At 72.4% G+C, this 26,989-nt stretch carries 22 protein-coding genes; 12 read left to right on the forward strand and 10 right to left on the reverse strand.

Annotated elements, in window-relative coordinates; translation table 11 throughout:
- Positions 1-21: 21 nt before the first annotated feature.
- Positions 22-1,104 carry an LppU/SCO3897 family protein gene (locus IH61_RS42735; protein WP_158844841.1) on the forward strand — a complete coding sequence of 361 codons (1,083 nt, stop codon included), beginning with the start codon at positions 22-24 and terminating at the stop codon, positions 1,102-1,104.
- Positions 1,105-1,168: 64 nt separating this feature from the next.
- Here the strand turns inward: IH61_RS42735 and IH61_RS0109410 are convergent, their stop codons facing one another.
- Positions 1,169-2,578 carry a CCA tRNA nucleotidyltransferase gene (locus IH61_RS0109410; RefSeq protein ID WP_031067749.1) on the reverse strand — a complete coding sequence of 470 codons (1,410 nt, stop codon included), beginning with the start codon at positions 2,576-2,578 and terminating at the stop codon, positions 1,169-1,171.
- 363 nt (positions 2,579-2,941) lie between these two features.
- On the opposite strand from IH61_RS0109410, the gene IH61_RS0109415 reads away from it, so the two are divergent.
- From IH61_RS0109415 to trxA, 7 genes are all read left to right on the forward strand, one after another.
- The gene (locus IH61_RS0109415; protein ID WP_158844844.1) at positions 2,942-5,398 is read left to right on the forward strand and encodes a DUF6049 family protein; all 2,457 of its coding nucleotides are present in this window, start codon (positions 2,942-2,944) and stop codon (positions 5,396-5,398) included.
- 57 nt (positions 5,399-5,455) lie between these two features.
- Positions 5,456-7,993, forward strand: coding sequence for a murein biosynthesis integral membrane protein MurJ (gene murJ, locus IH61_RS40635; RefSeq protein WP_051836653.1), 2,538 nt, complete (start codon positions 5,456-5,458; stop codon positions 7,991-7,993).
- A gap of 306 nt (positions 7,994-8,299) precedes the next feature.
- The gene (locus IH61_RS0109425; protein WP_051836655.1) at positions 8,300-10,138 is read left to right on the forward strand and encodes a protein kinase family protein; all 1,839 of its coding nucleotides are present in this window, start codon (positions 8,300-8,302) and stop codon (positions 10,136-10,138) included.
- Between the two features lie 44 nt (positions 10,139-10,182).
- Positions 10,183-10,902: an RNA polymerase sigma factor SigM gene (sigM, locus tag IH61_RS0109430; protein ID WP_031067757.1), complete on the forward strand. Its 720-nt coding sequence runs from the start codon at positions 10,183-10,185 to the stop codon at positions 10,900-10,902.
- Complete coding sequence (locus IH61_RS0109435) at positions 10,899-11,819, forward strand: hypothetical protein (protein ID WP_031067759.1); 921 nt, start codon at positions 10,899-10,901, stop codon at positions 11,817-11,819. Before sigM ends, IH61_RS0109435 begins: the two co-directional genes overlap by 4 nt.
- 184 nt (positions 11,820-12,003) lie before the next feature.
- Positions 12,004-12,969, forward strand: coding sequence for a thioredoxin-disulfide reductase (trxB, locus tag IH61_RS0109440; RefSeq protein ID WP_031067762.1), 966 nt, complete (start codon positions 12,004-12,006; stop codon positions 12,967-12,969).
- Positions 12,970-13,095: 126 nt separating this feature from the next.
- Positions 13,096-13,422, forward strand: coding sequence for a thioredoxin (gene trxA, locus IH61_RS0109445; protein ID WP_031067764.1), 327 nt, complete (start codon positions 13,096-13,098; stop codon positions 13,420-13,422).
- A 91-nt stretch (positions 13,423-13,513) separates the two neighbouring features.
- On the opposite strand, the gene IH61_RS0109450 is transcribed toward trxA, so the two are convergent.
- The 9 genes from IH61_RS0109450 to rpmH form a co-directional block, all read right to left on the reverse strand.
- The gene (locus IH61_RS0109450) at positions 13,514-14,131 is read right to left on the reverse strand and encodes a GNAT family N-acetyltransferase (RefSeq protein WP_031067767.1); all 618 of its coding nucleotides are present in this window, start codon (positions 14,129-14,131) and stop codon (positions 13,514-13,516) included.
- Between the two features lie 148 nt (positions 14,132-14,279).
- Positions 14,280-15,371 carry a ParB/RepB/Spo0J family partition protein gene (locus IH61_RS0109455; protein WP_031067769.1) on the reverse strand — a complete coding sequence of 364 codons (1,092 nt, stop codon included), beginning with the start codon at positions 15,369-15,371 and terminating at the stop codon, positions 14,280-14,282.
- Complete coding sequence (locus tag IH61_RS0109460; protein ID WP_031067770.1) at positions 15,368-16,321, reverse strand: ParA family protein; 954 nt, start codon at positions 16,319-16,321, stop codon at positions 15,368-15,370. The genes IH61_RS0109455 and IH61_RS0109460 overlap by 4 nt, the downstream gene beginning before the upstream one ends.
- Positions 16,322-16,581: 260 nt before the next feature.
- Complete coding sequence (gene rsmG / locus IH61_RS0109465) at positions 16,582-17,415, reverse strand: 16S rRNA (guanine(527)-N(7))-methyltransferase RsmG (protein WP_078910964.1); 834 nt, start codon at positions 17,413-17,415, stop codon at positions 16,582-16,584.
- A gap of 185 nt (positions 17,416-17,600) precedes the next feature.
- Positions 17,601-18,131 (reverse strand): protein jag, encoded by a 531-nt coding sequence (locus IH61_RS0109470; protein WP_031067773.1) that lies wholly within the window; start codon positions 18,129-18,131, stop codon positions 17,601-17,603.
- 91 nt (positions 18,132-18,222) lie between these two features.
- Positions 18,223-19,389: a membrane protein insertase YidC gene (gene yidC / locus IH61_RS0109475; protein ID WP_031067775.1), complete on the reverse strand. Its 1,167-nt coding sequence runs from the start codon at positions 19,387-19,389 to the stop codon at positions 18,223-18,225.
- A 3-nt stretch (positions 19,390-19,392) separates the two neighbouring features.
- Entirely contained in the window at positions 19,393-19,707 is a 315-nt protein-coding gene (gene yidD / locus IH61_RS0109480; protein ID WP_031067778.1) for a membrane protein insertion efficiency factor YidD, read from the reverse strand.
- Positions 19,704-20,135 carry a ribonuclease P protein component gene (gene rnpA, locus IH61_RS0109485; protein WP_031067781.1) on the reverse strand — a complete coding sequence of 144 codons (432 nt, stop codon included), beginning with the start codon at positions 20,133-20,135 and terminating at the stop codon, positions 19,704-19,706. Before rnpA ends, yidD begins: the two co-directional genes overlap by 4 nt.
- A gap of 21 nt (positions 20,136-20,156) precedes the next feature.
- Positions 20,157-20,294 (reverse strand): 50S ribosomal protein L34, encoded by a 138-nt coding sequence (gene rpmH / locus IH61_RS0109490; RefSeq protein WP_031067783.1) that lies wholly within the window; start codon positions 20,292-20,294, stop codon positions 20,157-20,159.
- Positions 20,295-20,649: 355 nt separating this feature from the next.
- Here rpmH and dnaA point away from each other — a divergent pair, with 355 nt between their 5' ends.
- The 4 genes from dnaA (at position 20,650) to recF (ending at position 26,918) form a co-directional block, all read left to right on the forward strand.
- A complete protein-coding gene (gene dnaA, locus IH61_RS0109495; RefSeq protein ID WP_031067785.1) occupies positions 20,650-22,500 on the forward strand; it encodes a chromosomal replication initiator protein DnaA in 1,851 nt (616 codons plus the stop codon).
- Positions 22,501-23,463: 963 nt separating this feature from the next.
- A complete protein-coding gene (gene dnaN, locus IH61_RS0109500; protein WP_031067786.1) occupies positions 23,464-24,594 on the forward strand; it encodes a DNA polymerase III subunit beta in 1,131 nt (376 codons plus the stop codon).
- A 214-nt stretch (positions 24,595-24,808) separates the two neighbouring features.
- Positions 24,809-25,684 (forward strand): phosphogluconate dehydrogenase (NAD(+)-dependent, decarboxylating), encoded by an 876-nt coding sequence (gene gnd, locus IH61_RS0109505; protein ID WP_031067788.1) that lies wholly within the window; start codon positions 24,809-24,811, stop codon positions 25,682-25,684.
- Positions 25,685-25,784: 100 nt separating this feature from the next.
- Complete coding sequence (gene recF, locus IH61_RS0109510; protein WP_031067790.1) at positions 25,785-26,918, forward strand: DNA replication/repair protein RecF; 1,134 nt, start codon at positions 25,785-25,787, stop codon at positions 26,916-26,918.
- Positions 26,919-26,989: the final 71 nt, after the last annotated feature.

A 26,989-nucleotide genomic window follows, 5' to 3' on the forward strand; every position in this document is an offset into this window, starting at 1 on the left:
ACGACGTTCCTGGGGGATCCCTTGTCCGTTCCGCCGCCGCCGATGCCGTACGGCGCTCCGCCGCCCGGTGACGGCAACCCGTACTCCTCCGGCAACCCCTACGGCCCGCCGGCCCCGCCCCCGCAGGGCCCGCCCAACCCGCCCGGGTACGGCTACCCGAGCGCCCCGCCGCCGCCCCAGCAGCCGTACGGCGCCCCGCCCCCGCCGGCCGGTTACGACTACGGCGGCGGCTACGGCGGGGGCTACGGAGGCGGTTTCGGGGGTGGCGACGGCTACGGCTACCCGCCGCCGATGGACGGGCCCGCCTGCCGGTTCTGCGGCGGCATGCCGGCCGTGGAGACCAACGTGCGCGGCCACCAGGGCATGGTGCTCTGGTACCGGATGCTGCGGATGCCCGGCCCGTTCTGCCGCACCTGCGGCACGGCGACGGTGCGCGACATGTCGGCCCGCACGCTCGTCCAGGGCTGGTGGGGCTGGATCTCCATGGTCCTGACGCCCATCACCCTGTTGATGAACGCCTTCGCCAACAGCAAGATCAAGAAGCTGCCGCCGCCGGTCCCCGGCACCCACGGCCCGCAGCTGGACCCGGGCGTCCCGCTGGGCCGTCGGCCGCACATGGCGATGCTGCTGCTGCCGGGCTCGCTGGTGATCGCCCTGCTGCTGGTGGCCGGAGGGGTGTTCGACCACAAGGGCGACGACACCCACGTCGTCGTCGACCCGGTGTCGAGCCCGAGCCGGTACACCATCCCGCCGCTGCCCAGCCCGACCTACACCATCCCGCCCTACACCCCGAGGCCGCTGCCCAGCCCCACCATCACGCCGTACACGCCGAAGCCGCTCAACCCGGCGGACGACGCCAAGGTCGGTGACTGCCTGCGCAACGAGAACGGCGACACCGGGGCCACCGAGGACTCCAACCCGAAGGTCGCGATCCTGCCCTGCACGGACGCCAAGGCCCAGTACAAGGTGATCTACAAGTACACGGCCACGTCCGACCACACGGTCTGCGACAAGCAGCCGAAGGCCAACGGCTGGTACACCAGCAAGCACCCCGCCCTCCCGGCGCTGGACTACGTCCTGTGCCTGCGGGCGGTCAACAGCTGAGGCGCCGTACGGGGAACGGGGGGTGGACCGGTTCCGGTCCACCCCCCGTTCACGTGCGCGGGGCTCAGCCCTGCGGCTGCTCCGCCCACCAGGCGCGCAGCGCGGCGACCGCCTCGTCCGGCTCCATCGGGCCGTGCTCCAGGCGCAGTTCGAGCATGTGCTTGTACGCCTTGCCGACCATCGGCCCGGGCTTGATGCCGAGCAGCTCCATGATCTGGTTGCCGTCCAGCGCCGGGCGGACGGCGTCCAGCTCCTCCTGCGCCTTGAGCTCGGAGATGCGCTGCTCCAGGCCGTCGTAGGTGCGCGAGAGCGCGGCCGCCTTCTTCCGGTTGCGGGTGGTGCAGTCCGAGCGGGTCAGCTTGTGCAGCCGCTCCAGCAGCGGGCCCGCGTCGGTGACGTAGCGGCGCACCGCGGAGTCCGTCCACTCGCCGCCGCCGTAGCCGTGGAAGCGCAGGTGGAGCTCGACCAGGCGCGAGACGTCCTCGGTGAGCTCCTTGGAGTACTTGAGCTCCCGCATCCGCTTGCGGGTCATCTTGGCGCCGACCACCTCGTGGTGGTGGAAGGAGACCCGGCCGTCCGACTCGAAGCGGCGGGTACGCGGCTTGCCGATGTCGTGCAGCAGCGCGGCCAGGCGCAGGGCGAGGTCCGGGCCGTCCTGCTCCAGGGCGATGGCCTGCTCCAGGACGGTCAGCGAGTGCTCGTAGACGTCCTTGTGCCGGTGGTGCTCGTCGGCCTCCAGCCGCAGCGCGGGCAGTTCGGGCAGCACGAACCCCGCCAGGCCCGTGTCGACCAGCAGCCGCAGGCCCTTCACCGGGTGATCGGCGAGCAGCAGCTTGTTCAGCTCGGCCTGGACGCGCTCGGCCGAGACGATGGTGATCCGCTCGGCCATCGCCGTCATCGCGGCGACCACCTCGGGCGCCGGGTCGAAGTCCAGCTGGGCGGCGAAGCGGGCGGCGCGCATCATCCGCAGCGGGTCGTCCGAGAAGGACTCCTCCGGGGTGGCGGGGGTGCGCAGCACCCGGGCCTCCAGGTCCTCCAGGCCGCCGTGCGGGTCGACGAAGCCGCGCCCGGGCAGGTCGACGGCCATCGCGTTGACCGTGAAGTCCCGGCGGACGAGGTCCTCCTCGATGGAGTCGCCGTAGCTGACCTCGGGCTTGCGGGAGGTGCGGTCGTACGCCTCGGAACGGTAGGTGGTGATCTCGATCAGGAAGGACCCCTCGGCGGTGTCCTTGCGGGCGCCGACCGTGCCGAAGGCGATGCCGACGTCCCAGACCGCGTCCGCCCAGCCCTTGACCAGCTTGAGGACCTGCTGCGGGCGGGCGTCGGTGGTGAAGTCCAGGTCGTTGCCGAGCCGGCCGAGCAGAGCGTCGCGCACCGAGCCGCCGACCAGTGCCAGCCGGTGACCGGCCGTCTGGAACCGGCGGGCGACCTCGTCGGCCACCGGCGACACCCGCAGCAGCTCTTGCAGACCCATCGTCTGGGCCGCGCTCAGCCCTGGGGCGACCTGGGCGGCGGTGCTGGAAGGGTCGGTGTGCGCGGTGGACTCATTGGCAGTGGACACGGCTCACAAGGGTACGTGCCCCGGCAGGTCAACCGCCCGCGCGTTTCGAGCGTCTCACCCCAGAGCCCGCAACACTGCACGCCGGGCTGCATCGTTACCATGCCGGTGGACGAGTCTCGGGCACCGGACAGGGGATGCGGTGTCACGCGTCGCGGCGGCCGGCGGAACCTCCCGGCGGCAGTGCGGCGGACAGCGTCGAGTGCATCACGTCGGGCGGGCCACGCCGGGCGGTCACCCATCAGCAGCGAGCGATCGAGAACGGCGAGGGCGGAACGAGTGAGTGAGCCTGCACGGCACTCGGACCAGGGGGCACGACGACGGCCCGGACGGGCCGGACACCCGGCTCCGCGGCCGAGCCGGGGGCGACGCGCGGCCAGGCGCCTGGCCGTCGCCCTCGCGGCGGCGCTGACCCTCCTGCCGAGCGCCCCCGCGGTGGCCCTCACCACCGGAGGCGGCACCCGGCCCACGGAGGCCGGCACGACCACCGCCGAGTACCCGGTCGTGACGACCATCGAGGCCGTGGCGCCGCTGGTGGCCTCCCCGGGCGGCAACGTGGCGATCAGCGGGCACGTCACCAACACCGGGAAGTCGGCGCTCAAGGCGGCCCACGCGGCCGTCCGCAAGCCCAACTCCGGCAAGCCGCTGCAGCGGCGCAGCGAGCTGGGCAACGTGGCCGGCCGCGGCCCCCTCCTCAACACGGACGGCATCGAGCTGGACAGCCCCCAGTACGCCCTGCCGGAGCTGGCCCCGGGCCAGAGCCAGGCGTACACGCTGAGCGTCGCCGTGAACGACCTCGGGCTCTCCGAGAGCGGCGTCTACGAGCTCGCGGTGAGCGTCACGGGCTCCACCGCCGACAGCTCGCGCGAGCGGCCGCTGGGCATCGCCCGCACCTTCCTGCCGTTCAACCCGGGCGGCGACGCCCAGCCGACCAAGGTCACCACCCTGTGGCCGCTGGTGCACGCGCCGGTGCTGGTCGCGCAGACGTTCTCCGACAACGACCAGGCCGTCCCGGTGCTGCGCAACGACGACCTGGCCGCCGAGTTCGCGCCGGGCGGGCGGCTGTACGAGCTGGTCGACACCGGCTCCAAGCTGCCGGGGCTGACCTGGGTCGTCGACCCCGACCTGCTGGACACCGCCTTCGCGATGACCAACAAGCAGTACCGGGTGCAGAAGCCCGGCTCCCCGGCCGGCAAGCCCGCCCGGGAGGACAACACCGTCGCCGGCACCGGGACGGCCGCCGCCACGGCCTGGCTGGAGAAACTGCGCGCCGCCGTCGCCAAGTCCGGCAGCCAGGTGCTGTCGCTGCCGTACGCCGACCCGGACCTCGCCTCCATCGCGCACAACGGGGCCGACCTGCCCGGGATGGGCACCGCGCTGAACAAGGCCGCCACGGCCGGCCGGCTGACCGTCGAGGGCCGGCTCTCCGTGGACACCCGCTCCGACGTGGCCTGGCCCTACCAGGGCTACCTCGACCAGCAGATCGCCGGCATCTCCCAGCAGGCGGGCAACGGCCTCCTCCTGGTCAACGGCGCCAGCGTGCCGGAGCCGGACGCCCTCACCTACACCCCGACGGCCGTCCGGCCGATCGGCACCGGGCAGAGCGCGGTGGTCGCCGACGAGACCGTCTCCGGCCTGATCCAGGGCGACCTCAGCAACCCGCAGGCACAGACCCTGACGACCCAGCGCCTCCTCGCCGAGACGTACGCGATCACCCACGAGCAGCCGCAGAACCAGCGGGGCCTGCTGATCATGCCGCCGCGCGAGCTGTCGGTCACCACGGCCAAGCTCCTGGCGAACGTCCTGCAGACGGCCACCGACAAGTGGATCACCCCGGTCAAGCTGGACGTGCTGACCCAGTCCGCACCGGACCCGAAGGCCGGCACCGGTGTCCCGGCCCCGACCGACTACCCCACCCAGGCCAGGGCCTCCGAGCTGTCCGCCGCCGACCTCAGCGCCACCGACGGCATCCAGCGCGACCTGGACGTGCTGATGCGGGTGCTCACCCTGCCGCAGCGGGTGCGCGGCCCGTTCAGCGCGGCGATGGTCCGCTCGCTGTCCACCCAGTGGCGCGGCGAGGCCCCGACCGGCGTCGCCTACCGCACGGGTGTCACCGGCTACCTCAAGGACCTTCGCAACGCCGTCAGGGTGCCCCAGAAGACCTCGGTCACCCTGGCCGGGAACACCGGCCAGCTCCAGGTCAGCGTCCGCAACGACCTCACCCAGACCGTCACCAACCTCAAGCTGGTGCTCACCTCCACCCAGCCCAACCGGCTGAAGGTGGGCCAGCCGGAGGAACTGGTCCTCCCCGCCGCTCAGAGCGTCACCCTGCGGTACCAGGCCGAGGCGCAGAACAACGGCCCGGTCTACGTGTGGGCCCAGCTGTGGACCACCGGCCCGAACCCCCAGCCGTACGGCGACGCCCAGCGGTTCACGGTCGAGGTCACCTCGGTGACCAACGGCGTGCTGTACGTCTTCGCGGGCGCCGGCGTCCTGCTGCTGCTGGCCGCGCTGCGCTTCGTCCGCCAGCGCAAGCGCCGCGCCGGGCGGCCGCACGAGGACGGCGACCAGCCGGTCGACGACGCCCCGGCGGCGGCCGGGGCCGAGGAGCCCTCCCCGGAGGACGACGACGCCCCGGAGGAGGACGGCACCGACGGCTCTCCCGATCGGACACCGGACGAGGACGGCGCCGATGGCCGGGATCGGACCTCCGGTGATGAGAAGGTTGGTCCTTGATACCGCCGACCACCCGCGATGCCGGGCCGGCCTCCCCCACGACAGCGAAGAGGTGACATGACCGGGCGCAGCGAGGAGCGGCCGCCGGGCCGCGCCGAGAGCCGGCCGGGCGCCGAGTCGCCGTCCGGCGACTGGTACGTGGCGGACACCTACGCGCAGGACCCGTACGCGGCCGACGCGTACCAGGGCCCGCAGGAGGGCCAGGACCCGTACGGCCTGCGGGCCGGGCACCCGGCCGCGCCGCAGCAGCCGCCCGCCGCGTACGACGTGCCACCCCAGCTGCCGCCGCAGGCGGGCGGCTACCCGACGCCGGTCCCGGCGGCCACGCCGTTCCCGGCCCCGGCGCCGTACTCGCCGCCCGTGCCGCCGGTGCAGCCCGGCTGGGACACTCCGGCGCAGCCCGTCCAGCCTGTCCAGCCCGTGCAGCCCGTGCAGCAGGCGCAGCCCGCCTGGCAGCAGGAGCAGCAGGCTCCGGCGGCCGGCGGTCAGTGGGCCGGGGCCCAGCAGCCCCCGCAGCAGTGGGAGCCTGGCCCGGCACACTCGGCCTGGGACACCGAGACCACCGAGTACGTCGGGGTGGACGCGCTGTTCGGCGCCGCCCCGCCGGCGGAGGCCGTCGCCTCCCCGCCGCCGGTGCCCCAGCCCGCCCCGGCACCCGTGGCCCCGCCCGTCGCACCGGCCACCCCGTACCCGCCGATGGGCGGCTACCCGGGGCAGCCGCAGCACGGCGGCCCGGACGGTCACGGTGGGCAGCACGGCCATGGGGGCCAGGGCGGCCAGCGCCCCTTCGTGCCGCCGATCGAGTTCGACCCGCCGCTGTCCGAGGAGGAGGCCACCATGCAGGTGGCCGCCGTCGCGGTGCCCCCGGCCGTCGAACCACCCACCGACCTCGCCGAGGAGCACGCCTCCGAGACCCCCGCCCCGGCCGCCCCGGCGTCGAGCGGCGGTGGCGGCAAGGTCGCCTCGCTGCTGAACTCCAGCGCGATCATGGCGGCCGGCACCCTGGTCTCGCGCGGCACCGGCTTCGTCCGCACGATGGTCATCGCCGGCGCCATCGGCATCGGGACCATGGGTGACTCCTACAACTCCGCGAACACCCTGCCCACCCTGCTGTACATCCTCATCGGCGGCGGCGCGCTCAATGCCGTCTTCGTGCCGCAGCTGGTGCGCAGCATGAAGAACGACGAGGACGGCGGCACCGCCTACGCCAGCCGGCTGCTCACCCTGGTGATGGTCGGGCTCGGCGGCGTGGTGTTCCTGGCCGTGCTCGGGGCTCCGCTGCTGGTGCAGATGATCGCCCACCCGATGATGGAGAACCCGGCCCGGGCCGACACCACCGTGGCGCTGGCCCGGTACTGCCTGCCGACCATCTTCTTCATGGGCATCCACGTGGTGATGGGCCAGGTCCTCAACGCCCGTGGCCGCTTCGGCGCGATGATGTGGACCCCGGTCCTCAACAACGTCGTGGTGATCTTCACCTTCGCCGCGTACATCTGGGTCTACGGCGGCTTCAACGGCACCAAGGTCACCCCCGAGGGCATCTCCCCCGAGGGCGTACGGCTGCTCGGCCTCGGCACCCTGATCGGCCTCGTCGTCCAGGCGCTGGCGATGATCCCGTACCTGCGGGCCGCCGGCTTCCACTATCGGCCGCGCTTCGACTGGCGCGGCCACGGCCTGGGCAAGGCCGCCCGGCTGGCCAAGTGGACCTTCCTGTTCGTCCTCGCCAACCAGGCCGGCTTCCTGGTCATCACCCAGCTCGCCACCGCGGCCGGCAGCGCCGCCGAGGACGGCGGGCACGGCGGCGTCGGCCTCGCGGCCTTCTCCAACGCCCTGCTGATCTGGCAGCTCCCGCAGGCCGTCATCACCGTCTCGATCATGAGCGCGGTGCTCCCCCGGCTCTCCCGGGCGGCGGCCGACGAGGACGCCGGGGCGGTGCGCGACGACATCTCGTACGGGCTGCGCACCAGCGCGGTGGCGATCGTCCCGGGCGCCTTCCTGTTCCTGGCACTGGGCCCGGCCATCGGCCGGTCGATCTACGGCGTCGGCGGCGGCGAGACCACCCTGGCCAACGCGACCAACGTCGGCCTGATGCTCTCCGCGTTCGCGCTCGGGCTGATCCCCTACTCGGCGCAGTACGTGATGCTGCGCGGCTTCTACGCCTACGAGGACACCCGGACGCCGTTCACCAACACCGTCTGGGTGGCGGTCTGTCAGGCCGCCTTCTCGGTGCTCTGCTGGTTCGTCCTGCCGGCCCAGTGGACGGTGACCGGCATGGCCTTCGGCTACGGCCTGGCCTACGCCGTCGGGGTGACGGTCGCCGTGCCGAAGCTGAAGCGGCGCATCGGCGGGCTGGACACCAAGCGCATCGGCAAGACCTACAGCCGACTGGCCGCCGCCTGCGTGCCGGCCGCGGTGGTCGGTCTCGCCGTCAGCCTGGGCGCCCAGCAGGTGCTGGGCGGCTGGTGGGGCAGCGTGGCCTCGGTGGTCCTCGGCGGCGGTCTGCAGCTGCTGGTCTTCGCGTTCATCGCGAAGCGGCTGCGGATCGAGGAGCTGAACGCCATGCTGGGCATGGTTCGCGGCCGACTCGGCCGCTGACCCTCGTACCGACCGGCCGGACGAGCGGGCGCCCTGACCGGGCGTCAACGGGAGCCAGCGGCTCCTCCGCCCGTCCGGCCGCGCACCGTGCCGGCCCCGCCCCCGTACCCCGGGAACGGCGCCGATGTCGGCCCGGTGTCGAATCTGCACCACATCTCTCCACCCCCGCGCAACCGAGTGGACGCCTCAGCGGTCGTACCCGGTGGAGAAGAGTGGGCACAATTGTCTTGGAGCACCGGGCGGCCAACCCCCAGTGCTCCAGCGACTCTCTCAGGCCGGGGCGACACAAGGGGAGGCAGGACCACGGTGGCTGATGGCACCAAGGCGGTCGTCGACACGTCAGCAGCTGACGCGGCGGCGGACGTTTCCGAGGACGACGGGGACGGCGGGGGCGCCGTCTCCGGCGAGGAGACCTCCGAGATCACCGCGCCGCTCTCCGTCCGCGAGATCGCCGCCGAACTGGCCGCCGGCACCCCCCGGAAGAAGCCCGCCGCCACCCCGGCCGCCGGGCGCGCCGAACGCGTCCCCACCGACCCTCAGCCCACCCTCGACCCGCGCGACACCGCCACCCTGCCGCGCACCCTCCCGGCCCCGATACGGCACAGCGGGGACAAGATCGGCAACCGGTACCGGCTGGAGGAGTGCATCTCCCAGACCGAGACCTTCAGCAGCTGGCGCGCCGTCGACGAGAAGCTCCGGCGGGCCGTGGGCGTCCACCTGATGGCCTCCGGCCACCAGCGGGCCCGCAAGGTGCTCGCCGCCGCCAAGTCCGCCGCCCTGCTCGGCGACCCGCGCTTCGTCCAGGTGCTGGACGCGGTCCAGGAGGGCGAGCTGGTCTACGTCGTCCGGGAGTGGCTGCCGCACGCCTCCGACCTGGCCCGGCTGCTCGCCAACGGCCCGATGGAGCCGCACGAGGCGTACCAGATGGTCCGCCAGGTCACCGACGCCGTCGCCGCCGCCCACCGGCGCGGCCAGGCCCACCTGCGGCTCACCCCGCGCTGCGTCCTGCGCACCGACAGCGGCCAGTACCGGATCAACGGCATCGCCGTGGACGCCGCGCTGCGCGGGCTGCCCGCCGAGGACACCGAGGAGGACGCCGCCCGCGCCGACACCCGCGCGATCGGCACCCTGCTCTACGCCGCGCTCACCCACCGCTGGCCGTACCCCGAGGACCGCTACGACCTCAAGGGCCTGCCCAAGGACCTCCAGAACGCCGCGCCGGACCAGATCCGCGCCGGGGTCCACAAGGGCCTGTCCGAGCTCGCCGCGCGCGCCCTGTTCGACCACCCGCCGCACCACGCCGAGCCGATCACCACCCCGGAGGAGCTGGCCCGGGTGATCGCCCGGATGCCCCGCATCCGCCAGCCCGAGCCCGAGCTGCCGGCCTTCACGCCCCCGCCCCGGCACAACACCCACGCGCTGCCCACCGCGCCCACCCCTGCCCGGGTCGCCGACCACGCCGTCGCCCCGCTGCCCGCCACCTCCCGCCCCACCTCCGCCCGGCGCACCCGGCGGCGGCTGCGGCGGGCCGTCAAGGCAACGGCCTGGACGGTCGCGCTGGGCGCGATCGGCGTCGCCTCCTGGCAGTTCGTCGGCCACCTGCGCAACAACGGGCAGCCCGCCGCCGCCCCCCACCACACGATCACCAGCACCGCGCCGACGCCCCAGAACACCACGCCCCACGCCCCGGTGCCGATCCAGCCGAAGGCGGCCATCTCGTACAACCCGAAGGCCGACCCGGCCTCCGTGTGGGCCCTCCCCCGGGCGATCGACGGCGACCCCAACACCGACTGGCCCACCTTCGGCTACGACGACCAGTTCGCCCCGGGCGGCTTCAAGGACGGCACCGGGCTGCTGATCGACCTCGGCACACCGCAGGCCGTCAGCTCGGTGAGCGTCCAGTTCGTCGGCGCCACCACGGCCGAACTGCGGATTCCGAACAGCCAGGCCGCCACGGACCCGGAGAAGGCCCCGCTGACCTCCTACACGGTGGTCGCGGGCGGCAGGAAGAGCGGCGACAACGCCAATTTCACCCTCGACGGCCCGACCACCACGCGTTACGTCTTGATCTGGCTGACCGCTCTGCCGAAGGATAGCGACCAGAAGTTCCGCGGCCACGTCGCCGAGGTCAAGGTCTTCGGCTGACGGACGTTCCGCACGGCCGGTACGAGGAATCAGGGGGTCGCAGAGTGGCGGACGACGACGCGACGCTTCTCGCCCGACACGTCGCCGGCGACCCGGACGCCTTCGGGCAGCTGGTTAACCGCCACCGCGACCGACTCTGGGCGGTCGCCCTGCGCACCCTGGGCGACCGCGAGGAGGCCGCCGACGCCCTCCAGGACGCCCTGGTCTCCGCCTTCCGGGCGGCATCCGGCTTCCAGGGCCGCTCGGCCGTCACGACCTGGCTGCACCGGATCGTCGTCAACGCCTGTCTGGACCGCGCCCGGCGCAGCGCCACCCGCCGCACCACCCCGCTGGACGAGGACCAGCTGGACACCCTCGTGGGTACCTCCGAGCCCGCCGACTCCCCGGTGGAGCGGGCGGAGGTCCGGCGCGAGCTGACGGCCGCGCTCGCCTCGCTCCCCGCCGAACAGCGGGCGGCGCTGGTCCTGGTCGACATGCAGGGGTACCCCGTCGCCGAGGCCGCCGAGCTGCTGGGCGTCCCGGTCGGCACGGTGAAGAGCCGCTGCGCCCGCGGGCGGGCCCGGCTGCTGCCCCTGGTGCGGCACCTGCGGGAGCCCTCGGACGGGTCCGCAGGCCCGGGCGGCCCGGATGTTTCACGTGGAACACCGCGTGGAACGCCGCCGCGACCGGCCGCCCGGGGGAACCCGACCGGCCCCCGCACCGTCACAGGGACAGGCCAGAACACCGGCCGGACGATTCTGGAAGGAGACGTGAGCCCGCGATGAGCGCCCCCCTCTCCTCCTCCGGTTCCGCCGGGGCCCACCCCGCCGTCGACGAGCTGGCCGACCTCGCCGAAGGACTGGTCGAGCCCGCCGACGCCGCCGAGGCGCTGTGGCGGCACGTGGACGACTGCGACGAGTGCCGCGAGACCGTCGAGGCGCTCGCCGAGGTGCGGGACCTGCTCGGCGCCGTCGAGACCCCGCCGATGCCCGCCGACGTCGCCGCCCGCCTGGACGCCGCGCTCGCCGAAGCGGCGGCCACGACCGCCGCTGCCACGGCCACGGCCACGACCGCAGCCGCCGTCACCGAGCCCGCCGCTCCGCGTCCGCCCACCGCGCCGCCGGGGCGCCCCGCCGCGTCCACCACCGGCCCCGGCCGCTCCCGGAAGCCCTGGCGGAGGCGCCTCGGCCTGCTGGCCGGTGCGGCCGCCGCGGTGGCCGCCGTCGGCCTGATCGGCTCCCTGACCCTGCGCGGCGAGGACCGCACGGGCAGCAGCACGGCCGACGGACCGGTCAAGGCGGCCGCGGCCCCCTCCGGTGCGGCGGCCAGGGCCGACCAGGCTCCCGGCACCACCGTCTACCGCGAGGACCAGCTCACCCTCCAGGTCGGGCAGCTGCTGGCCCGCTCCGGCGCGACCTCCACGCAGCCGCCCGCCGAACCGGGCCTGCGCTCCTCCGCCGCGCAGCCCGGCGACGGCCGCCCCGAGCAGCCCTCCCTGGCCTCGCCCTCCACCGACCCCACCGCCTGCCCGGTGGCCGGCGCCACCGGGGTGCCGCTGGCCACCGACCGGGGCACGTACGCGGGCTCCCCGGTCGAGGTGCTGGTCTACCCCTTCCCCGGGGACCGGTCGAAGGCCGAGGTCTACCTGCGCTCCCCCGGTTGCGGCCCCGTCCTGCTGCACCGGACGGTCGCCGTCCACTGAGGGGGCGGAGCCGGACCGTTCCCGTGCGATCGACGACGGGAACGGCGCGACGCTCCCGAAGTTCGGGCACCTGGTACTGATCCGTCTGGGAATGCGGGAGACTGGTCAGTCGTTGTCCCGGGCGGCGGAGCAGGACCGCCCTCCCCGCAGCTAACGCGGGTCGCGATGCGAACCAGGAGAAGCAGTGAGCGACGTCCGTAACGTGATCATCATCGGTTCCGGCCCGGCCGGGTACACGGCTGCGCTCTACACGGCCCGTGCCTCCCTCAAGCCCCTGGTGTTCGAGGGGGCCGTCACCGCCGGTGGCGCGCTGATGAACACCACCGAGGTCGAGAACTTCCCGGGCTTCCGGGACGGCATCATGGGCCCCGAGCTGATGGACAACATGCGGGCACAGGCCGAGAAGTTCGGCGCCGAGCTCGTCCCGGACGACATCGTCTCCGTCGACCTCACCGGCGACGTGAAGACCGTCACCGACTCCGAAGGCAACGTCCACAAGGCCCGCGCGGTGATCGTCACCACCGGCTCGCAGCACCGCAAGCTCGGCCTGCCGAACGAGGACAAGCTCTCCGGCCGCGGCGTCTCCTGGTGCGCGACCTGCGACGGCTTCTTCTTCCGCGACCAGGACATCGCGGTGGTCGGCGGCGGCGACACGGCCCTGGAGGAGGCGACCTTCCTCTCGCGCTTCGCCCGCAGCGTCACGATCATCCACCGCCGGGACTCCCTGCGCGCCTCCAAGGCGATGCAGGAGCGCGCCTTCGCCGACCCGAAGATCCGCTTCGAGTGGAACAGCGCCGTCGAGGCCATCCACGGCGACCCGAAGCTGAGCGGCGTCACCCTGCGCGACACCACTTCCGGCGAGACCCGCGAGCTGGACGTCACGGGCCTGTTCATCGCGATCGGCCACGACCCGCGCACCGAGCTCTTCAAGGGCCAGCTGGACCTCGACGACGAGGGCTACCTCAAGGTCGAGTCCCCCTCGACCCGCACCAACATCCCCGGCGTCTTCGCCGCGGGCGACGTCGTCGACCACACCTACCGCCAGGCGATCACCGCCGCCGGCACCGGCTGCTCCTCCGCGCTGGACGCCGAGCGCTACCTCGCCTCGCTGGACGACCTGGAGGCCAAGGCCGCCGCCGTGACGGTCTGACCCTCCCTCCTCCCCCACGGGGGTGTTCCACGTGGAACACCCCCGCCCCCGCCAGGCGGAAACACAACGACCCCCCGCGTTGTTCTCCTGGCAGCACCCCCTCCGCCCTCTACCCGAGGAGTTCCCGTGGCCGGCGCCACCATCACCGTCACCGACGCGACGTTCGCAGCCGAGGTCCTGGAGAGCGACAAGCCCGTCCTGGTCGACTTCTGGGCCACCTGGTGCGGCCCGTGCCGCCAGGTCGCCCCGGCCCTGGAGGAGATCGCCAAGGAGTACGGCGAGAACCTGACCATCGCCAAGCTCGACGTGGACGCCAACCAGCTGACCGCCGCCGAGTACAACGTCATCTCGATCCCGACCCTGATCCTGTACAAGGGCGGCCAGCCCGTGAAGCAGATCACCGGCGCCCGGCCGAAGGCCGCGCTCCTGCGCGAGCTGGACGGCCTGTACTAGGCCCAGCGCTCGTCGAGCACCACCGAGGCGGTGTTCCCCTTGCCGGGGAACACCGCCTCGGTCGTTCCGGCACTCTTCCTCCGGCGCCCGCTCAGAACGGCCGCAGCGCCGGCTCCTTGCGGCCACCACCGAGCAGCCGCTCCAGCGCCCCCTCCACGTCACCGCGCCAGGAGAGCGTGGAGCGCGCCTCGAGCCGCAGCCGCGGGTAGCGCGGATGCGGCCGGACGGTCTTGAAGCCGACCGCCAGCAGGTGGTCCGCCGGCAGCACGCAGCTGATCGGCACCCGCCCGGCGGCGCCGAACGCCTCGATCGCCCGGACCCCTCGTCCGACGAGGTCCTTGGCCACGGTCTGCACCAGCACCCGGCCGAGCCCCTGCCCCTGATAGCCCGGCAGCACCCGGCTGATCATCAGCTGAACGGCGTCCGGCGAGACCGGGCTCGTCGGAAAGGACTGCGAGCGGGGCACGTACGCGGGCGGCGCGTACAGCACGAAGCCGGCGGGCTGGTCGTCCACGTAGACGATCCGGCCGCAGGAGCCCCACTCCAGCAGGACGGCGGAGATCCACCCCTCCTTCTCCGCCTCCGGCTTCCCCGACTCCACGGCCGCCCTCCCGCTGACCGGGTCCAGCTCCCAGAACACGCAGGAGCGGCAGGTCGTCGGCAGATCGGCGAGGTTGTCCAGCGTCAGCGGCGCGATCCGGCGTCCCATGCCCCCTACACCTCCTCCACTTCACAGTCGAGCCCCCCCACGACGAGCACGGGCCCGTCAACAGCGATGGGTGCACCTTCCGCGTGAACGAGGTTCCACGTGGAACATGCACCCATCCGCTGTGCCCGAACGGCGACCGGTCCCCGGCTCAGCCCTGCGACAGCCGCAGGCCGTCCTCCCCGGGGGCCATGCTGTCCAGAATGCGGTTCAGGTCCTCCACCGACCCGAACTCCAGTACCACCTTGCCCTTGCCCAGCTTGCCGCCGCTCTGCGACACCTGGACCTTGACCCGGGTGTCGAAGCGGTCCGAGAGCCTGGTCGCCAGCTCGTTGAAGGCCGGGCTGATCCGGGCCCCGGCCTTCGGCGTCCGGGGCTTCTTCGGGGCGGCCTCCCCCTTCATCGTCTGGACGATCTCCTCGGTGGTCCGCACCGAGATGCCCTCGGCGATGACCCGGGCCGCCAGCATCTCCTGGTCCTCGGGGTAGAGCAGCCCGCCGAGCGCCTTGGCGTGACCGGCGGAGAGCACCCCGGCGGCGATCCGGTTCTGGACCCTCGGGGGGAGCTTGAGCACCCGCAGGGTGTTGGTCACGTGCGACCGCGAGCGGCCGATCCGGTCCGCCAGGTCGTTCTGGGTGCAGGAGAAGTCCTGCAGCAGCTGCTCGTAGGCGGCCGCCTCCTCCAGGACGTTGAGCTCCGCCCGGTGGAGGTTCTCCAGCAGGGCGTCCAGGAGCAGCTTGTCGTCCTCGGTGGCCCGGACGATCGCCGGGATCAGCGTCAGACCGGCTTCCCGGGAGGCGCGCCAGCGGCGCTCGCCCATGATCAGCTCGAACTGCTCCGGCCCGGTCTGGCGCACCACGACCGGCTGGAGCAGACCGACCTCCTTGATGGAGGTGACCAGCTGGTCCAGCTTCTCCTGGTCGAAGACCTCACGCGGCTGGCGCGGGTTGGGCGTGATCGAGTCCAGCGGCAGCTCGGCGAAGAAGGCGCCGGGCACCGGAGCGGGCTCCGGCTTCTCGATGGTCCGCTTCCCCACGGCCGCCCTGGCCGCCACCGTGCTGCGGCCACCCGGCAGCACCGGCACCGAGGCCGGCGAGGTCGCCCCGGTCGCCCCGGTCGCCACCACCGGGGTCGGCGCGACCGGGACCGCGGCAGGCCGCGCCGCCCCGCCGTCGGCCGGCGCGGCCGGGCCGATCAACGCCCCGAGCCCTCGTCCCAGACCCCTGCTGCGACCACCACTCACTGCTGACCCTCCGTCGTGCCGTGCCACTGGGGCTCCGTGCCCCGTACCGCTGTCGTGCTGCTGCCGTCCCGCTGCTGACCCACCAGCGAACCGTTCGGGCCCACCGCGCGCAGCGCCAGCTCGCGGGCGGCCTCCAGGTAGGAGAGCGCCCCGGTCGAGCCCGGGTCGTAGGTGAGTACCGTCTGCCCGTAGCTGGGCGCCTCCGAGATGCGGACGGAGCGCGGGATCGCCGTGCTCAGCACCTCGGCCTGGAAGTGGGTCCGAACCTCGTCGGCGACCTGGGCGGCCAGCCTGGTCCGGGCGTCGTACATGGTGAGCAGGATGGTCGAGACGTGCAGCGCGGAGTTGAGGTGCGCGCGCACCAGATCGACGTTGCGCAGCAGCTGGCCGAGGCCCTCCAGCGCGTAGTACTCGCACTGGATCGGGATCAGCACTTCCTCGCCGGCGACCAGGGCGTTGACCGTCAGCAGGCCCAGCGAGGGCGGACAGTCGATCAGGATGTAGTCGAGCGGCTGCTCGTAGGCGGCGATGGCGCGCTGCAGCCGGCTCTCCCGGGCGACCATGGAGACCAGCTCGATCTCGGCACCGGCCAGGTCGATGGTGGCGGGCACGCAGAACAGCCCCTCGACGTCCCGCACCGGCTGGACCACGTCGGCCAGGGGCTTGCCCTCGACCAGGACGTCGTAGATGGAGGGCACCTCGGCGTGGTGGTCGATGCCGAGGGCGGTGGAGGCGTTCCCCTGCGGGTCGAGGTCGACGACCAGGACGCGCAGTCCGTGCATCGCGAGCGAGGCCGCCATGTTGACGGTGGTGGTGGTCTTGCCCACCCCGCCCTTCTGGTTGGCGACCACCATCACCCGGGTGGTGGCCGGCCTGGGGAGACCCTCCCCTGCTCGGCCGATCGCCTGGACCGCGGCCTGGGCAGCCCGTGCGATGGGCGTGTCGTCGATCTGGTCGACAATCTCCGAGTCCTGCATGGTGGTCAGTGTTTCACGTGGAACGGGAGCGGCAACAGTCGCAGCCCGGCTGCGGCTGAGGATTCCGGAGAGCAAGGAGCGACGTTTCACGTGGAACACCATGCCCGCTTTGCCGGAAATCTGACGTTGCGACACTCCGGTGGTCCGACGGCGGCCCTCCCTTCGCCCGAACGACGATGGGCGGACGTCCCTCCCCTCAGGAGGTCCGTCCGCCCGTCGGCCGTACGTGTCGGTCAGCGGCCGTGGCGCCGCCCGCCCCGGCCGCGGTCACTCGCGGCCCGGGCTCCGGAGGTGCGCCCGGCCCGGGCGGCCTTGGCCCGCTTGGTTGCCGCCCTGACCCCGCCGGGGCTCTCCCCCGCCTTGACCTGGATCACCCGGGTCGAGGTCTCCAGGGTGCCCTCGCCGACCGAGATCACCGTCGACTCGACGGCGCCCAGCTTGGCCAGCCCGGCCCGGGAGTCGGCCAGCTCCTGCTCCGCACTGTCCCCCTTGAGCGCGAGCATCTGCCCGTACGGGCGCAGCAGCGGCATGCCCCAGCCCGCCAGCCGGTCCAGCGGAGCGACCGCGCGGGCCGTCACCACGTCCACCGCGAGCTTGCCGACCATCTCCTCGGCCCGGCCGCGCAGCACGGTGACGTTCTCCAGCCCCAACTCCCGGACGACCTCCTCCAGGAAGGTGGTCCGGCGCAGCAGCGGCTCCAGCAGCGTCACCGAGACGTCCGGACGGGCCAGCGCCACCGGGATGCCCGGCAGTCCGGCGCCGGAACCGACGTCGCACAGGGTCGAGCCCTCGGGCAGCAGCTCCGCCAGCACGGCGCAGTTGAGCACGTGCCGGTCCCAGAGCCGGGGCACCTCGCGCGGCCCGATCAGCCCGCGCGACACCCCGGCGGTGGCCAGCAGCTCGGTGTAGCGCACGGCGGCGTCGAAACGGTCGCCGAACACCTCCCGGGCGGCGGCCGGTGCGACGGCCAGGACGTCCACCTCCGGTGCCTGGGCGCCCGGCACCTCGGCGGCCGGATTCACGTCGGCCGCCCCCGGACGGCCGGCAGCCGCGTTGTCCGTGTCCATCTCGACCTCTCCGCTCCCCGGATCGCGTTCGACCCGTTCATCGCACTGTTTCACGTGAAACATCGCCGCCGGACGCCACGCCCTGCGGAAGGGACGACGACCCCGCCCGCACGAGGCGGACGGGGTCGCGTCCGGTGAAGCCCGTCCGGTCGCCCCGCGGCGACCGACCGTCGGCCTGCCGACCGTCAGGCCGGCAGCACCACCACGAACCGCTGGGGCTCTTCGCCCTCGGACTCGCTGCGCAGACCGGCCGCCGCGACCGCGTCGTGCACGACCTTGCGCTCGAACGGCGTCATCGGCTGCAGCTTGACCTGCTCGCCCGTCGTCCTCGCCTGCTCCGCGGCCTTGGCCCCGAGCACGGCCAGCTCGGAACGCTTGCGCGCCCGGAAGCCCGCGATGTCCAGCATGAGGCGGCTGCGCTCACCGGTCTCCCGGTGGACGGCCAAGCGGGTCAGCTCCTGGAGGGCCTCCAGCACCTCGCCGTCCTGGCCGACGAGACGCTGCAGCGTACGGTCGTTGCCTTCGCCGACGATGGACACCAGGGCGCGGTCGCCCTCGACGTCCATGTCGATGTCGCCGTCGAGGTCCGCGATGTCGAGCAGACCCTCCAGGTAGTCCGCCGCGATGTCGCCCTCCTGCTCCAGGCGGGCGACGATGCTCTGGTCGGCGCTGGCGGCGGCCTCGGCCTCGACGGCGGAGGTGGTGCCTTCCGTCACTGATGGACTCCTTCGGAGTAGGGCCCGTCGGACGGGCCGGGAACGAAGCTCTTCGGGGCTGCCGAAACGAGCCGGGGGCCGGTGGGGAGGACTACTTCCTCTTCGGCCGCTGGCCGCCGCCGCGCTTGGGCTGCTGACGGGTGCCCTGCCTGGTGCCGCCGGGCTTGGCCGCGGTCTGCTTGGCCGCCGGCTTGCTGCCCGAGTCCGCCGGGACGGCGTCCTCCACGGACTGCCCGGCCTGCTCGGCCTGTTCGGCCGCGGTGGCCTCGCCGGCCTCGGCCGTCTGCGTGCCGCCCTGCTGGCGCTGGGCCTTGCTCTGCCGACGCGGCTGCTGGCGGTTCGCCCGGACCGACTCCTCGACCACGGCGGCCGCGGAGGCCGCCTCGGCGAGGGTCGACTTGCTCGGGGGCAGCATGCCCCAGAGCGCGCCCTTGATCTCCGTACCGTCCGCGCGCAGGCGGCCGGCCTTCTTCAGCCGCTCCTGACGCTCCTGGAAGGCGTGGCTGCCCGGGGTCGGGTTGTTGTGGATGACGATCAGCTGCTGGCCCATGGTCCAGACGTTGGTGGTCAGCCAGTAGACCAGGACACCGACCGGGAAGTTGATGCCCATGACGGCGAACATGATCGGGAAGACGTACATCAGCATCTTCTGCTGCTGCATGAACGGCGTCTTCACCGTGAGGTCGACGTTCTTGGTCATCAGCTGGCGCTGGGTGATGAACTGCGACAGCGACATCAGGATGATCATCACCGCGGTGACGATCTGGACGTTCAGGTTGTCGGAGCCGACGAACTTGGCCGACAGCGGCGCACCGAAGATGTGCGCCTGCTTGGCGCTCTCCAGCAGGCCCTGGTCGATGACGCCGATCTTCTTGTCATTGGCGACCGAGGCCAGCACGCCGTAGAGGGCGGTGAAGAACGGCGCCTGCACGAGGATGGGAAGGCAGCTGGAGAACGGGTTGGTCCCCGCCTCCTTGTACAGCTTCATCATCTCTTCGGACTGGCGCTGCCGGTCACTCTTGTAGCGCTCCTGGATGGCCTTCATCTTCGGCTGGATCGCCTGCATGGCCCGGGTCGCCTTGATCTGCTTCACGAAGAGCGGGATCAGGCAGATCCGGATGACGACCACCATCGAGGCGATGGACAGACCCCAGGCCCAGCCACCGTTCGGATCGAAGACGTGGCTGTACAGCGAGTGGAACTGGACGATGATCCAGGACACCGCCGTGTAGAGGGGACTCAGAAAACCGAAGGTCACCGGTCAGACTCCTTGGGCATCGGGCTTCGCCACCGGCTCCGGCTCGGCGGTCCCGCTCTTGGGGCTCAGCAGATCGCGCAGCCGGCGGTGCCACACCGGGTGCTTGCGCGGCGGTACATGGTCCACCCCGCCGGGCGTCCACGGATTGCAGCGCAGGATGCGCCACGCGGTCAGCCCGCCGCCCTTGATCGCCCCGTGCACCCTCACGGCCTCGTAGCCGTAGTGCGAACAGGACGGGTAGTAGCGGCAGACCGGACCGAGCAGTGGGCTGATCGTCCACTGGTAGACCCTGATCAAACCCATCAGCAGGTACTTCATCGCCCTGCTCCCATCGGCGCCGCGGCGGTGGGCTCCGCCCTCAGCAACCGCTTGAGCGCCGCGTCCAGGTCCCGCTCGAGGTCCTGGTACGAGGCGGACGCGGCCGGGGGCAGCGCACGCACCACTATCAGGCTACCGGCGGGCAGCCGGGACAGGCGATCACGGACGAGATGGCGCAACCGGCGCTTGACCAGGTTGCGGATGACCGCCGGGCCGACGGCCTTGCTCACGACGAAACCCGCACGCGCCGAAGGAGTCCCCTCGGCGACGTGCGGGCGGATGTCGCTGGTCCGGTCGGCCTGCCCCTGCCGGGGATCGCCGTCTCTACTGAGATGGACGACCAGCAGGGGCCGACCGGCCCGGCGACCACGTTTGACCGCGGTCGCGAAGTCCTGGCGCCGCCGCAGCCGATTCTCGGAGGGCAGCACAACAGACCCTTGGCTTGTGGATCAGGCGGACAGGGCGGCGCGGCCCTTGCCACGACGGGCGGCCAGGATGGCGCGGCCGGCACGGGTACGCATACGCAGCCGGAAGCCGTGGGTCTTCGCGCGACGACGGTTGTTCGGCTGGAAGGTGCGCTTGCTCACTCGGGGGCTCCTGAGGTGAATCGTAGGATGACGGGGGGTCGCTTGGCCGTCACCGTGCGTCCGCGTGATCTCCCCTGGAGTTCGGAAATCGGCCCATCGCCCCAGTTCGGCTGGGGTTCTGAGGCAATCCACGGCGCCCGTGCTGCGCGCCCCATGGAGCGGGTGGACCCGCGGACATGCGGCAGCGGCCATCGACAACTCGACCTGGTTACGGTACGCGGGACAGCGGCCGAGGGTCAAACCAGCCCGACTCGCCCCGCTTACCCACAGCCTGTGGACAACGACTTGATCCGTCTCTGTTCGCTGACTACCGTTGCAGGACTTGTCTGGTTTGTTCATCGGAAAGCGTGCACCAGTGGCTGAGATCAACAGCGACCTCGTCCCGGTCTGGGCGAGAGTCGTCGAGCGGCTGGTCAACGACCCGGATATCGGGGAGATGGACAAGCAGTGGGTGCAGCGCACCCAGCCGATGTGGATGATGCACGACACCGCCCTGCTGGCGACCCCGAACGAGCGGGCCAAGCAGGTGCTGGAGGGTCGGCTCCTGCCGCAGCTGACGGAGGCGCTCAGCGACGAACTGAGCCGCCCGGTGCGCATCGCCGTCATGGTCGACGCCGACGCCCAGCCCACCACCCCCGCGCCCGCCCCGCAGGCGCCCGCCGAGCCCTACCCCGGCCCGGTGGCCGATGAGGGCCACGGGGGCCACGGCGACCACGGCCACGGGGGCTACGGCGGCCCGGGCGGCTACCAGCAGCAGTACGAGCAGGACTACGAGCGCCCCCGCTACGACACCGGCGGCTACGAGCAGCGCCCCGGTCCGTACGGCGGCGGCCGGCCCGCCCAGCCCTGGCCCGGCTACCAGGAGCAGCCCTCCCCGTACCAGGAGCCGCAGGCGCAGTACCCCGAGCCCGAGGAGCCCTCCCGCCCGGCGCAGCGGCCCGTCCCGAACCCGCCCTCGACCACCCAGGGCGACCTGTTCGGCGGCGCGTACGGCCCCGGCCCGAACGAGCACCCCCGCACCGGCGCCGGCCGGCGCTCCCCCGGCTCCCGCCCCACCGGCGCGCGCCCGGTCGAGAAGTCGCCCGCCGAGCGCGCCCCGGAGCGCCCCGGCGTGCCCGGGGTGCCGGCCCCGCCCGGCGCTCCCCCGGCCGGCGGCTCGCGCAAGGACGAGCCGGCCGCGCGGCTGAACCCCAAGTACCTCTTCGACACCTTCGTCATCGGCGCCAGCAACCGCTTCGCGCACGCGGCGGCGGTGGCCGTCGCCGAGGCCCCGGCCAAGGCGTACAACCCGCTCTTCATCTACGGCGAGTCCGGGCTGGGCAAGACCCACCTGCTGCACGCCATCGGGCACTACTCGCGCAGCCTCTTCCCGGGCACCCGGGTGCGGTACGTGTCCTCGGAGGAGTTCACCAACGAGTTCATCAACTCCATCCGGGACGGCAAGGCGGACACCTTCCGCCGCCGCTACCGGGACATGGACATCCTGCTCGTGGACGACGTCCAGTTCCTCGCGAGCAAGGAGTCCACGCAGGAGGAGTTCTTCCACACCTTCAACACCCTCCACAACGCGAACAAGCAGATCGTGCTCTCCTCGGACCGGCCGCCCAAGCTGCTGACCACCCTGGAGGACCGGCTGCGCAACCGCTTCGAGTGGGGCCTGATCACCGACGTCACCCCGCCGGAGCTGGAGACCCGGATCGCGATCCTCCGCAAGAAGGCGATCCAGGAGCAACTCAACGCCCCCGCCGACGTGTTGGAGTTCATCGCCTCCCGGATCACCCGCAACATCCGGGAGTTGGAGGGCGCGCTGATCCGTGTCACCGCCTTCGCCAACCTCAACAGGGCCCCCGTGGACCTGGAGTTGGCGGGGATCGTCCTCAAGGACCTGATCCCCGGCGGGGACGAGGACGCCGGTCCGGAGATCACCGCGCAGGTCATCATGCAGCAGACCGCCGCCTACTTCGGGCTGGGCGTGGACGACCTGTGCGGATCCTCGCGCAGCCGCGTGCTGGTGACGGCGCGTCAGATCGCCATGTACCTCTGCCGGGAGCTCACGGACCTGTCGCTGCCGAAGATCGGCGCGCAGTTCGGCGGCCGCGACCACACCACGGTGATGCACGCGGACCGCAAGATCCGCTCGTTGATGGCCGAGCGGCGCTCGATCTACAACCAGGTCACCGAACTCACCAACCGCATCAAGAGTTAGCCTTCGGCCACCGCGTGGCCGAAAAGGGCGTCAGGAGCACTCCTGGCGCCCTTTTCCCGTATCCGGAGGGCGTCCACAGGTGTGCACGGCGGGCCGGCGGGGCAGGGATGTCCCCGACGGACGCTGCGTCGATCCAAAGCCGGGGCCGATCCACAGCCCGCGCCGAACAACTGACCGGTGATTCGAAAACCCGGGGCGCGCACGGCGGTTGTCCACAGGATCGGGGCCTTCTCCACGACCCACAGGCCACAGGCCCGGAAGTTATCCAGAATTCGTCCACAGGCGCGGCGCGGCTACGCTCTTCCGCGCAGGTCAGGTGCCTGTGGACTTGTGCACAACGGTTATCCACAGGGTGTGGACAATTGACGGGTCGCCAATCGGCCATCCGGGTTATCCACCGGTTGTCCCCAGGGTGAGGGCGGTTATCCCCAGCTTGTCCACAGCGGCGTCCACAGTTCGACAACTTTGGGGCGGCGTTCATACCCTGGTGTGAAAGGCGTCACGCAAAGTTGACCGGCCCCCGTGGATAACCGGGTCCGGATCTGGGGACAGCGCTGGGGATAACCTGTGGATACCCGGCGTGCCCTGTGGGTAACGCTCGGTCGTCCACAGCGGGCCCTGTCCGTCCACAGGCGCCGTCCACATGCGCTGTGGACAAAATTCGGGCCCTGACCTGCGGAAACGGGGTTATCCACGGTTTCCACAGGCCCTACTACTACCGCTACACAGATAGAGCTCGGACTTGCTTTGAAGGTGGGTGGGCCCGAAATCTGTGGACAACCGCTCCCCGACATCTGTTCGGCTCGCTTCCGCCCGTCTGCCCCGTCTGTCGGCGGAGTACGTCAGACTGTCCTCTGCGGACTGGAAGCGGAGTGGCATCGCTCGGTGGACAGCCCAGCCGACGATCAAGATCAGACGAACCAGACTGCGAGCGGGAGCGCTCGATCCAGGAGGCGGTTACCGGTGAAGTTCCGGGTGGAGCGTGACGTCCTCGCGGAGGCGGTGGCCTGGGCTGCCCGCAGCCTCCCGGCACGGCCGCCGGTGCCGGTGCTGGCCGGCCTGCTGCTGACGGCCCAGGACGGCAGCCTGGCCCTGTCCGGCTTCGACTACGAGGTCTCGGCCCGGGTCGAGCTGGAGGCGGACGTCGAGGAGGCCGGCACCGTCCTGGTCTCCGGCCGCCTGCTGAACGACATCTCCCGCAACCTCCCCAACCGCCCGGTGGAGATCTCCACCGACGGCCAGCGCGTCAGCGTGGTCTGCGGCAGCTCCCGGTTCACACTCCCCACCCTTCCTGTGGACGAGTACCCGGCCCTGCCCCAGATGCCGACCGCCACCGGCGTGGTCTCCGGCGACGTCTTCGCCTCCGCCGTCAGCCAGGCCGCCGTGGCCGCCGGCCGTGACGACACCCTGCCGGTGCTCACCGGTGTGCGCGTGGAGATCGAGGGCGAGAAGATCACCCTCGCCGCCACCGACCGCTACCGCTTCGCCGTCCGCGAGCTGCTGTGGAAGCCCGAGCAGTCGGACATCTCCGCCGTCGCCCTGGTGCCCGCCAAGACGCTGCAGGACATCGCCAAGTCCCTGGGCAGCGGCGACAACGTCTCGATCGCCCTCTCCTCGGGCGGCGCGGGCGAGGGCCTGATCGGCTTCGAGGGCGCCGGCCGCCGCACCACCACCCGGCTGCTGGAGGGCGAGTTCCCCAAGTTCCGCAGCCTCTTCCCGACGGAGTTCAGCGCCGTCGCCGCGATCCAGACCCAGCCCTTCCTGGAGGCGCTCAAGCGCGTCTCGCTGGTCGCCGAGCGCAACACCCCGGTCCGCCTCAGCTTCGAGCAGGGCGTGCTGACGCTGGAGGCAGGCTCGGGCGACGACGCCCAGGCCACCGAGCGGATCGACGCCGACCTCGAGGGCGACGACATCTCGATCGCCTTCAACCCGGGCTACCTGGAGGAGGGCCTCAAGGCCATCGACTCCCCCTTCGCCCAGCTGAGCTTCACCACCCCGACCAAGCCCGCGCTGCTCAGCGGCAAGGTGGCGGTGGACTCCGAGGAGGACAAGGCGTACCAGTACCTGATCATGCCGGTCCGCCTCTCCGGCTGACCCCGGTCCGCGGCGTCACCCACAGGCTGTGCACACCCGCTGTGCACAGCCTGTGGACGTCTCCCCCGGTCTCGCCCCGGTCTCGCCCCGGTCCCGCTACGGCCTCCCCCGCTCGGCCCGGCTGCGACGAGCCCGTCCCGGCCGGAAGCGTAGGCTCGGGGCGTGCGGCAACGGCGCCGCCGGCAGGCACGTCACCACAGGTAAGGACTTGGTCATGGAGCTCGGCCTCATCGGTCTCGGCAAGATGGGCGGCAACATGCGCGAGCGGATTCGCCGCGCCGGCCACACCGTCATCGGCTACGACCGCAACCCGGACGTCTCCGACGTCGAGAGCCTGCAGGAACTCGTCACCAAGCTCCAGGGCCCGCGCGTGGTCTGGGTGATGGTCCCGGCCGGCGCCGCCACCCAGGCGACGGTGGACGAGCTCGCCGAGCTGCTCTCCCCCGGCGACGTGGTCGTCGACGGCGGCAACTCCCGCTGGACGGACGACATCAAGCACGCCGAGGCGCTGGCGGCCAAGGGCATCGGCTTCGTCGACTGCGGCGTCTCCGGCGGCGTCTGGGGCCTGGAGAACGGCTACGCCCTGATGTACGGCGGCGACGCCGAGCACGTCGCCCGGGTCAAGCCGGTCTTCGACGCGCTCAAGCCCGAGGGCGAGTTCGGCGACGTGCACGCCGGCAGCGTCGGCGCCGGCCACTTCGCCAAGATGGTCCACAACGGCATCGAGTACGCCATGATGCAGGCGTTCGCCGAGGGCTGGGAGCTGCTGGAGGCCGCCCCCGAGGTCACCGACGTGCGCGAGGTCTTCCGCAGCTGGCAGGAGGGCACCGTCATCCGCTCCTGGCTGCTGGACCTCGCCGTCCGCGCCCTGGACGAGGACGAGCACCTGGCCAAGCTGCGCGGCTGGGCCGCCGACTCCGGCGAGGGCCGCTGGACCGTCGAGGCCGCGATCGACCACGCCGTGCCGCTGCCGGCGATCACCGCCTCGCTGTTCGCCCGCTTCGCCTCCCGCCAGGACGACTCCCCGCAGATGAAGATGATCGCCGCGCTGCGCAACCAGTTCGGCGGCCACGCGGTCGAGTCGAAGTAGTCCCCCCGGATCCCCCGGGCCCCCTGGGTTCCTCCGGGATCCGTCCCCACCGGGCTTCGTCCACAGCCCTGTTGATAGAAGGCGAGCGCAGTCCACAGCCATGCACGTCGCGCATCTGTCGCTCGCCGACTTCCGGTCGTACGCCCGGGCCGAGGTTCCCCTCGACCCGGGCGTGACGGCCTTCGTCGGGCCCAACGGCCAGGGCAAGACCAACCTGGTCGAGGCCATCGGCTACGTCGCCACCCTCGGCAGCCACCGGGTGGCCACCGACGCCCCGCTGATCCGGCTGGGCGCCGAGCGGGCGGTGATCCGTACCTCGGTGGTGGACCGCGGCCGCTCCACCCTGATCGAGCTGGAGCTGACCCCGGGCAAGGCCAACCGGGCCCGGATCAACCGCTCCGACAACGTCCGTCCGCGCGACGTGCTGGGCCTGCTGCGCACCGTCCTGTTCGCCCCCGAGGACCTCAGCCTGGTCAAGGGCGACCCGGGGGAGCGCCGGCGCTTCCTGGACGAGCTGCTGACCGCCCGCGCCCCCCGGCTGGCGGGCGTGCGCCAGGACTACGAACGGGTGCTCAAGCAGCGCAACGCCCTGCTCAAGACCGCCGCGATGGCCCGCCGGGCCGGCGGCGGCAAGGGTGCGGACCTGTCCACCCTGGAGGTCTGGGACGGTCATCTGGCCCGCGCCGGAGCCGAGTTGACGGCCTTCCGGATCCAGCTGGTGGCCGCCCTGCAGCCGCTGGTGACGGCCGCGTACGCCCGGGTCGCCCCCGGCGGCGGGGAGACGCTGCTGGAGTACCGCAGCTCCTTCGAGGGCGAACTGCCCACCAGTCGCGAGGAGGCCGAGGAGCAGTTGCTCCAGGCCCTGCAGAGCGTGCGCAAGCAGGAGGTCGAGCGGGGGATCACCCTGGTCGGCCCGCACCGCGACGAGCTGGGGCTCAAGCTCGGCCCCCTGCCGGCCAAGGGGTACGCCAGCCACGGCGAGTCCTGGTCGTACGCGCTGGCGCTGCGGCTGGCCTCGTACGAGCTGCTGCGCGCGGACGGCGGCGAGCCGGTGCTGATCCTGGACGACGTGTTCGCCGAGCTGGACGCCGCCCGCCGGGACCGGCTGGCCGAGCTGGTCGTGGACGGCGAGCAGGTGCTGGTCACCGCCGCCGTCGCCGAGGACGTGCCGAAGGCGCTGGCCGGTGCCCGCTTCGCCGTCGCGGACGGCGAGGTCCGCCGGGTCGACGCCTGAGCGTCCGACGCACACCCTCCGCACGCCCTTCGCACCGCCCGGGCCCACCGCCCGTACGGGAGCGTGCGCCC

It is taken from the genome of Streptomyces sp. NRRL WC-3742 (assembly GCF_000720635.1).
In the GTDB taxonomy this organism is placed as follows: domain Bacteria; phylum Actinomycetota; class Actinomycetes; order Streptomycetales; family Streptomycetaceae; genus Kitasatospora.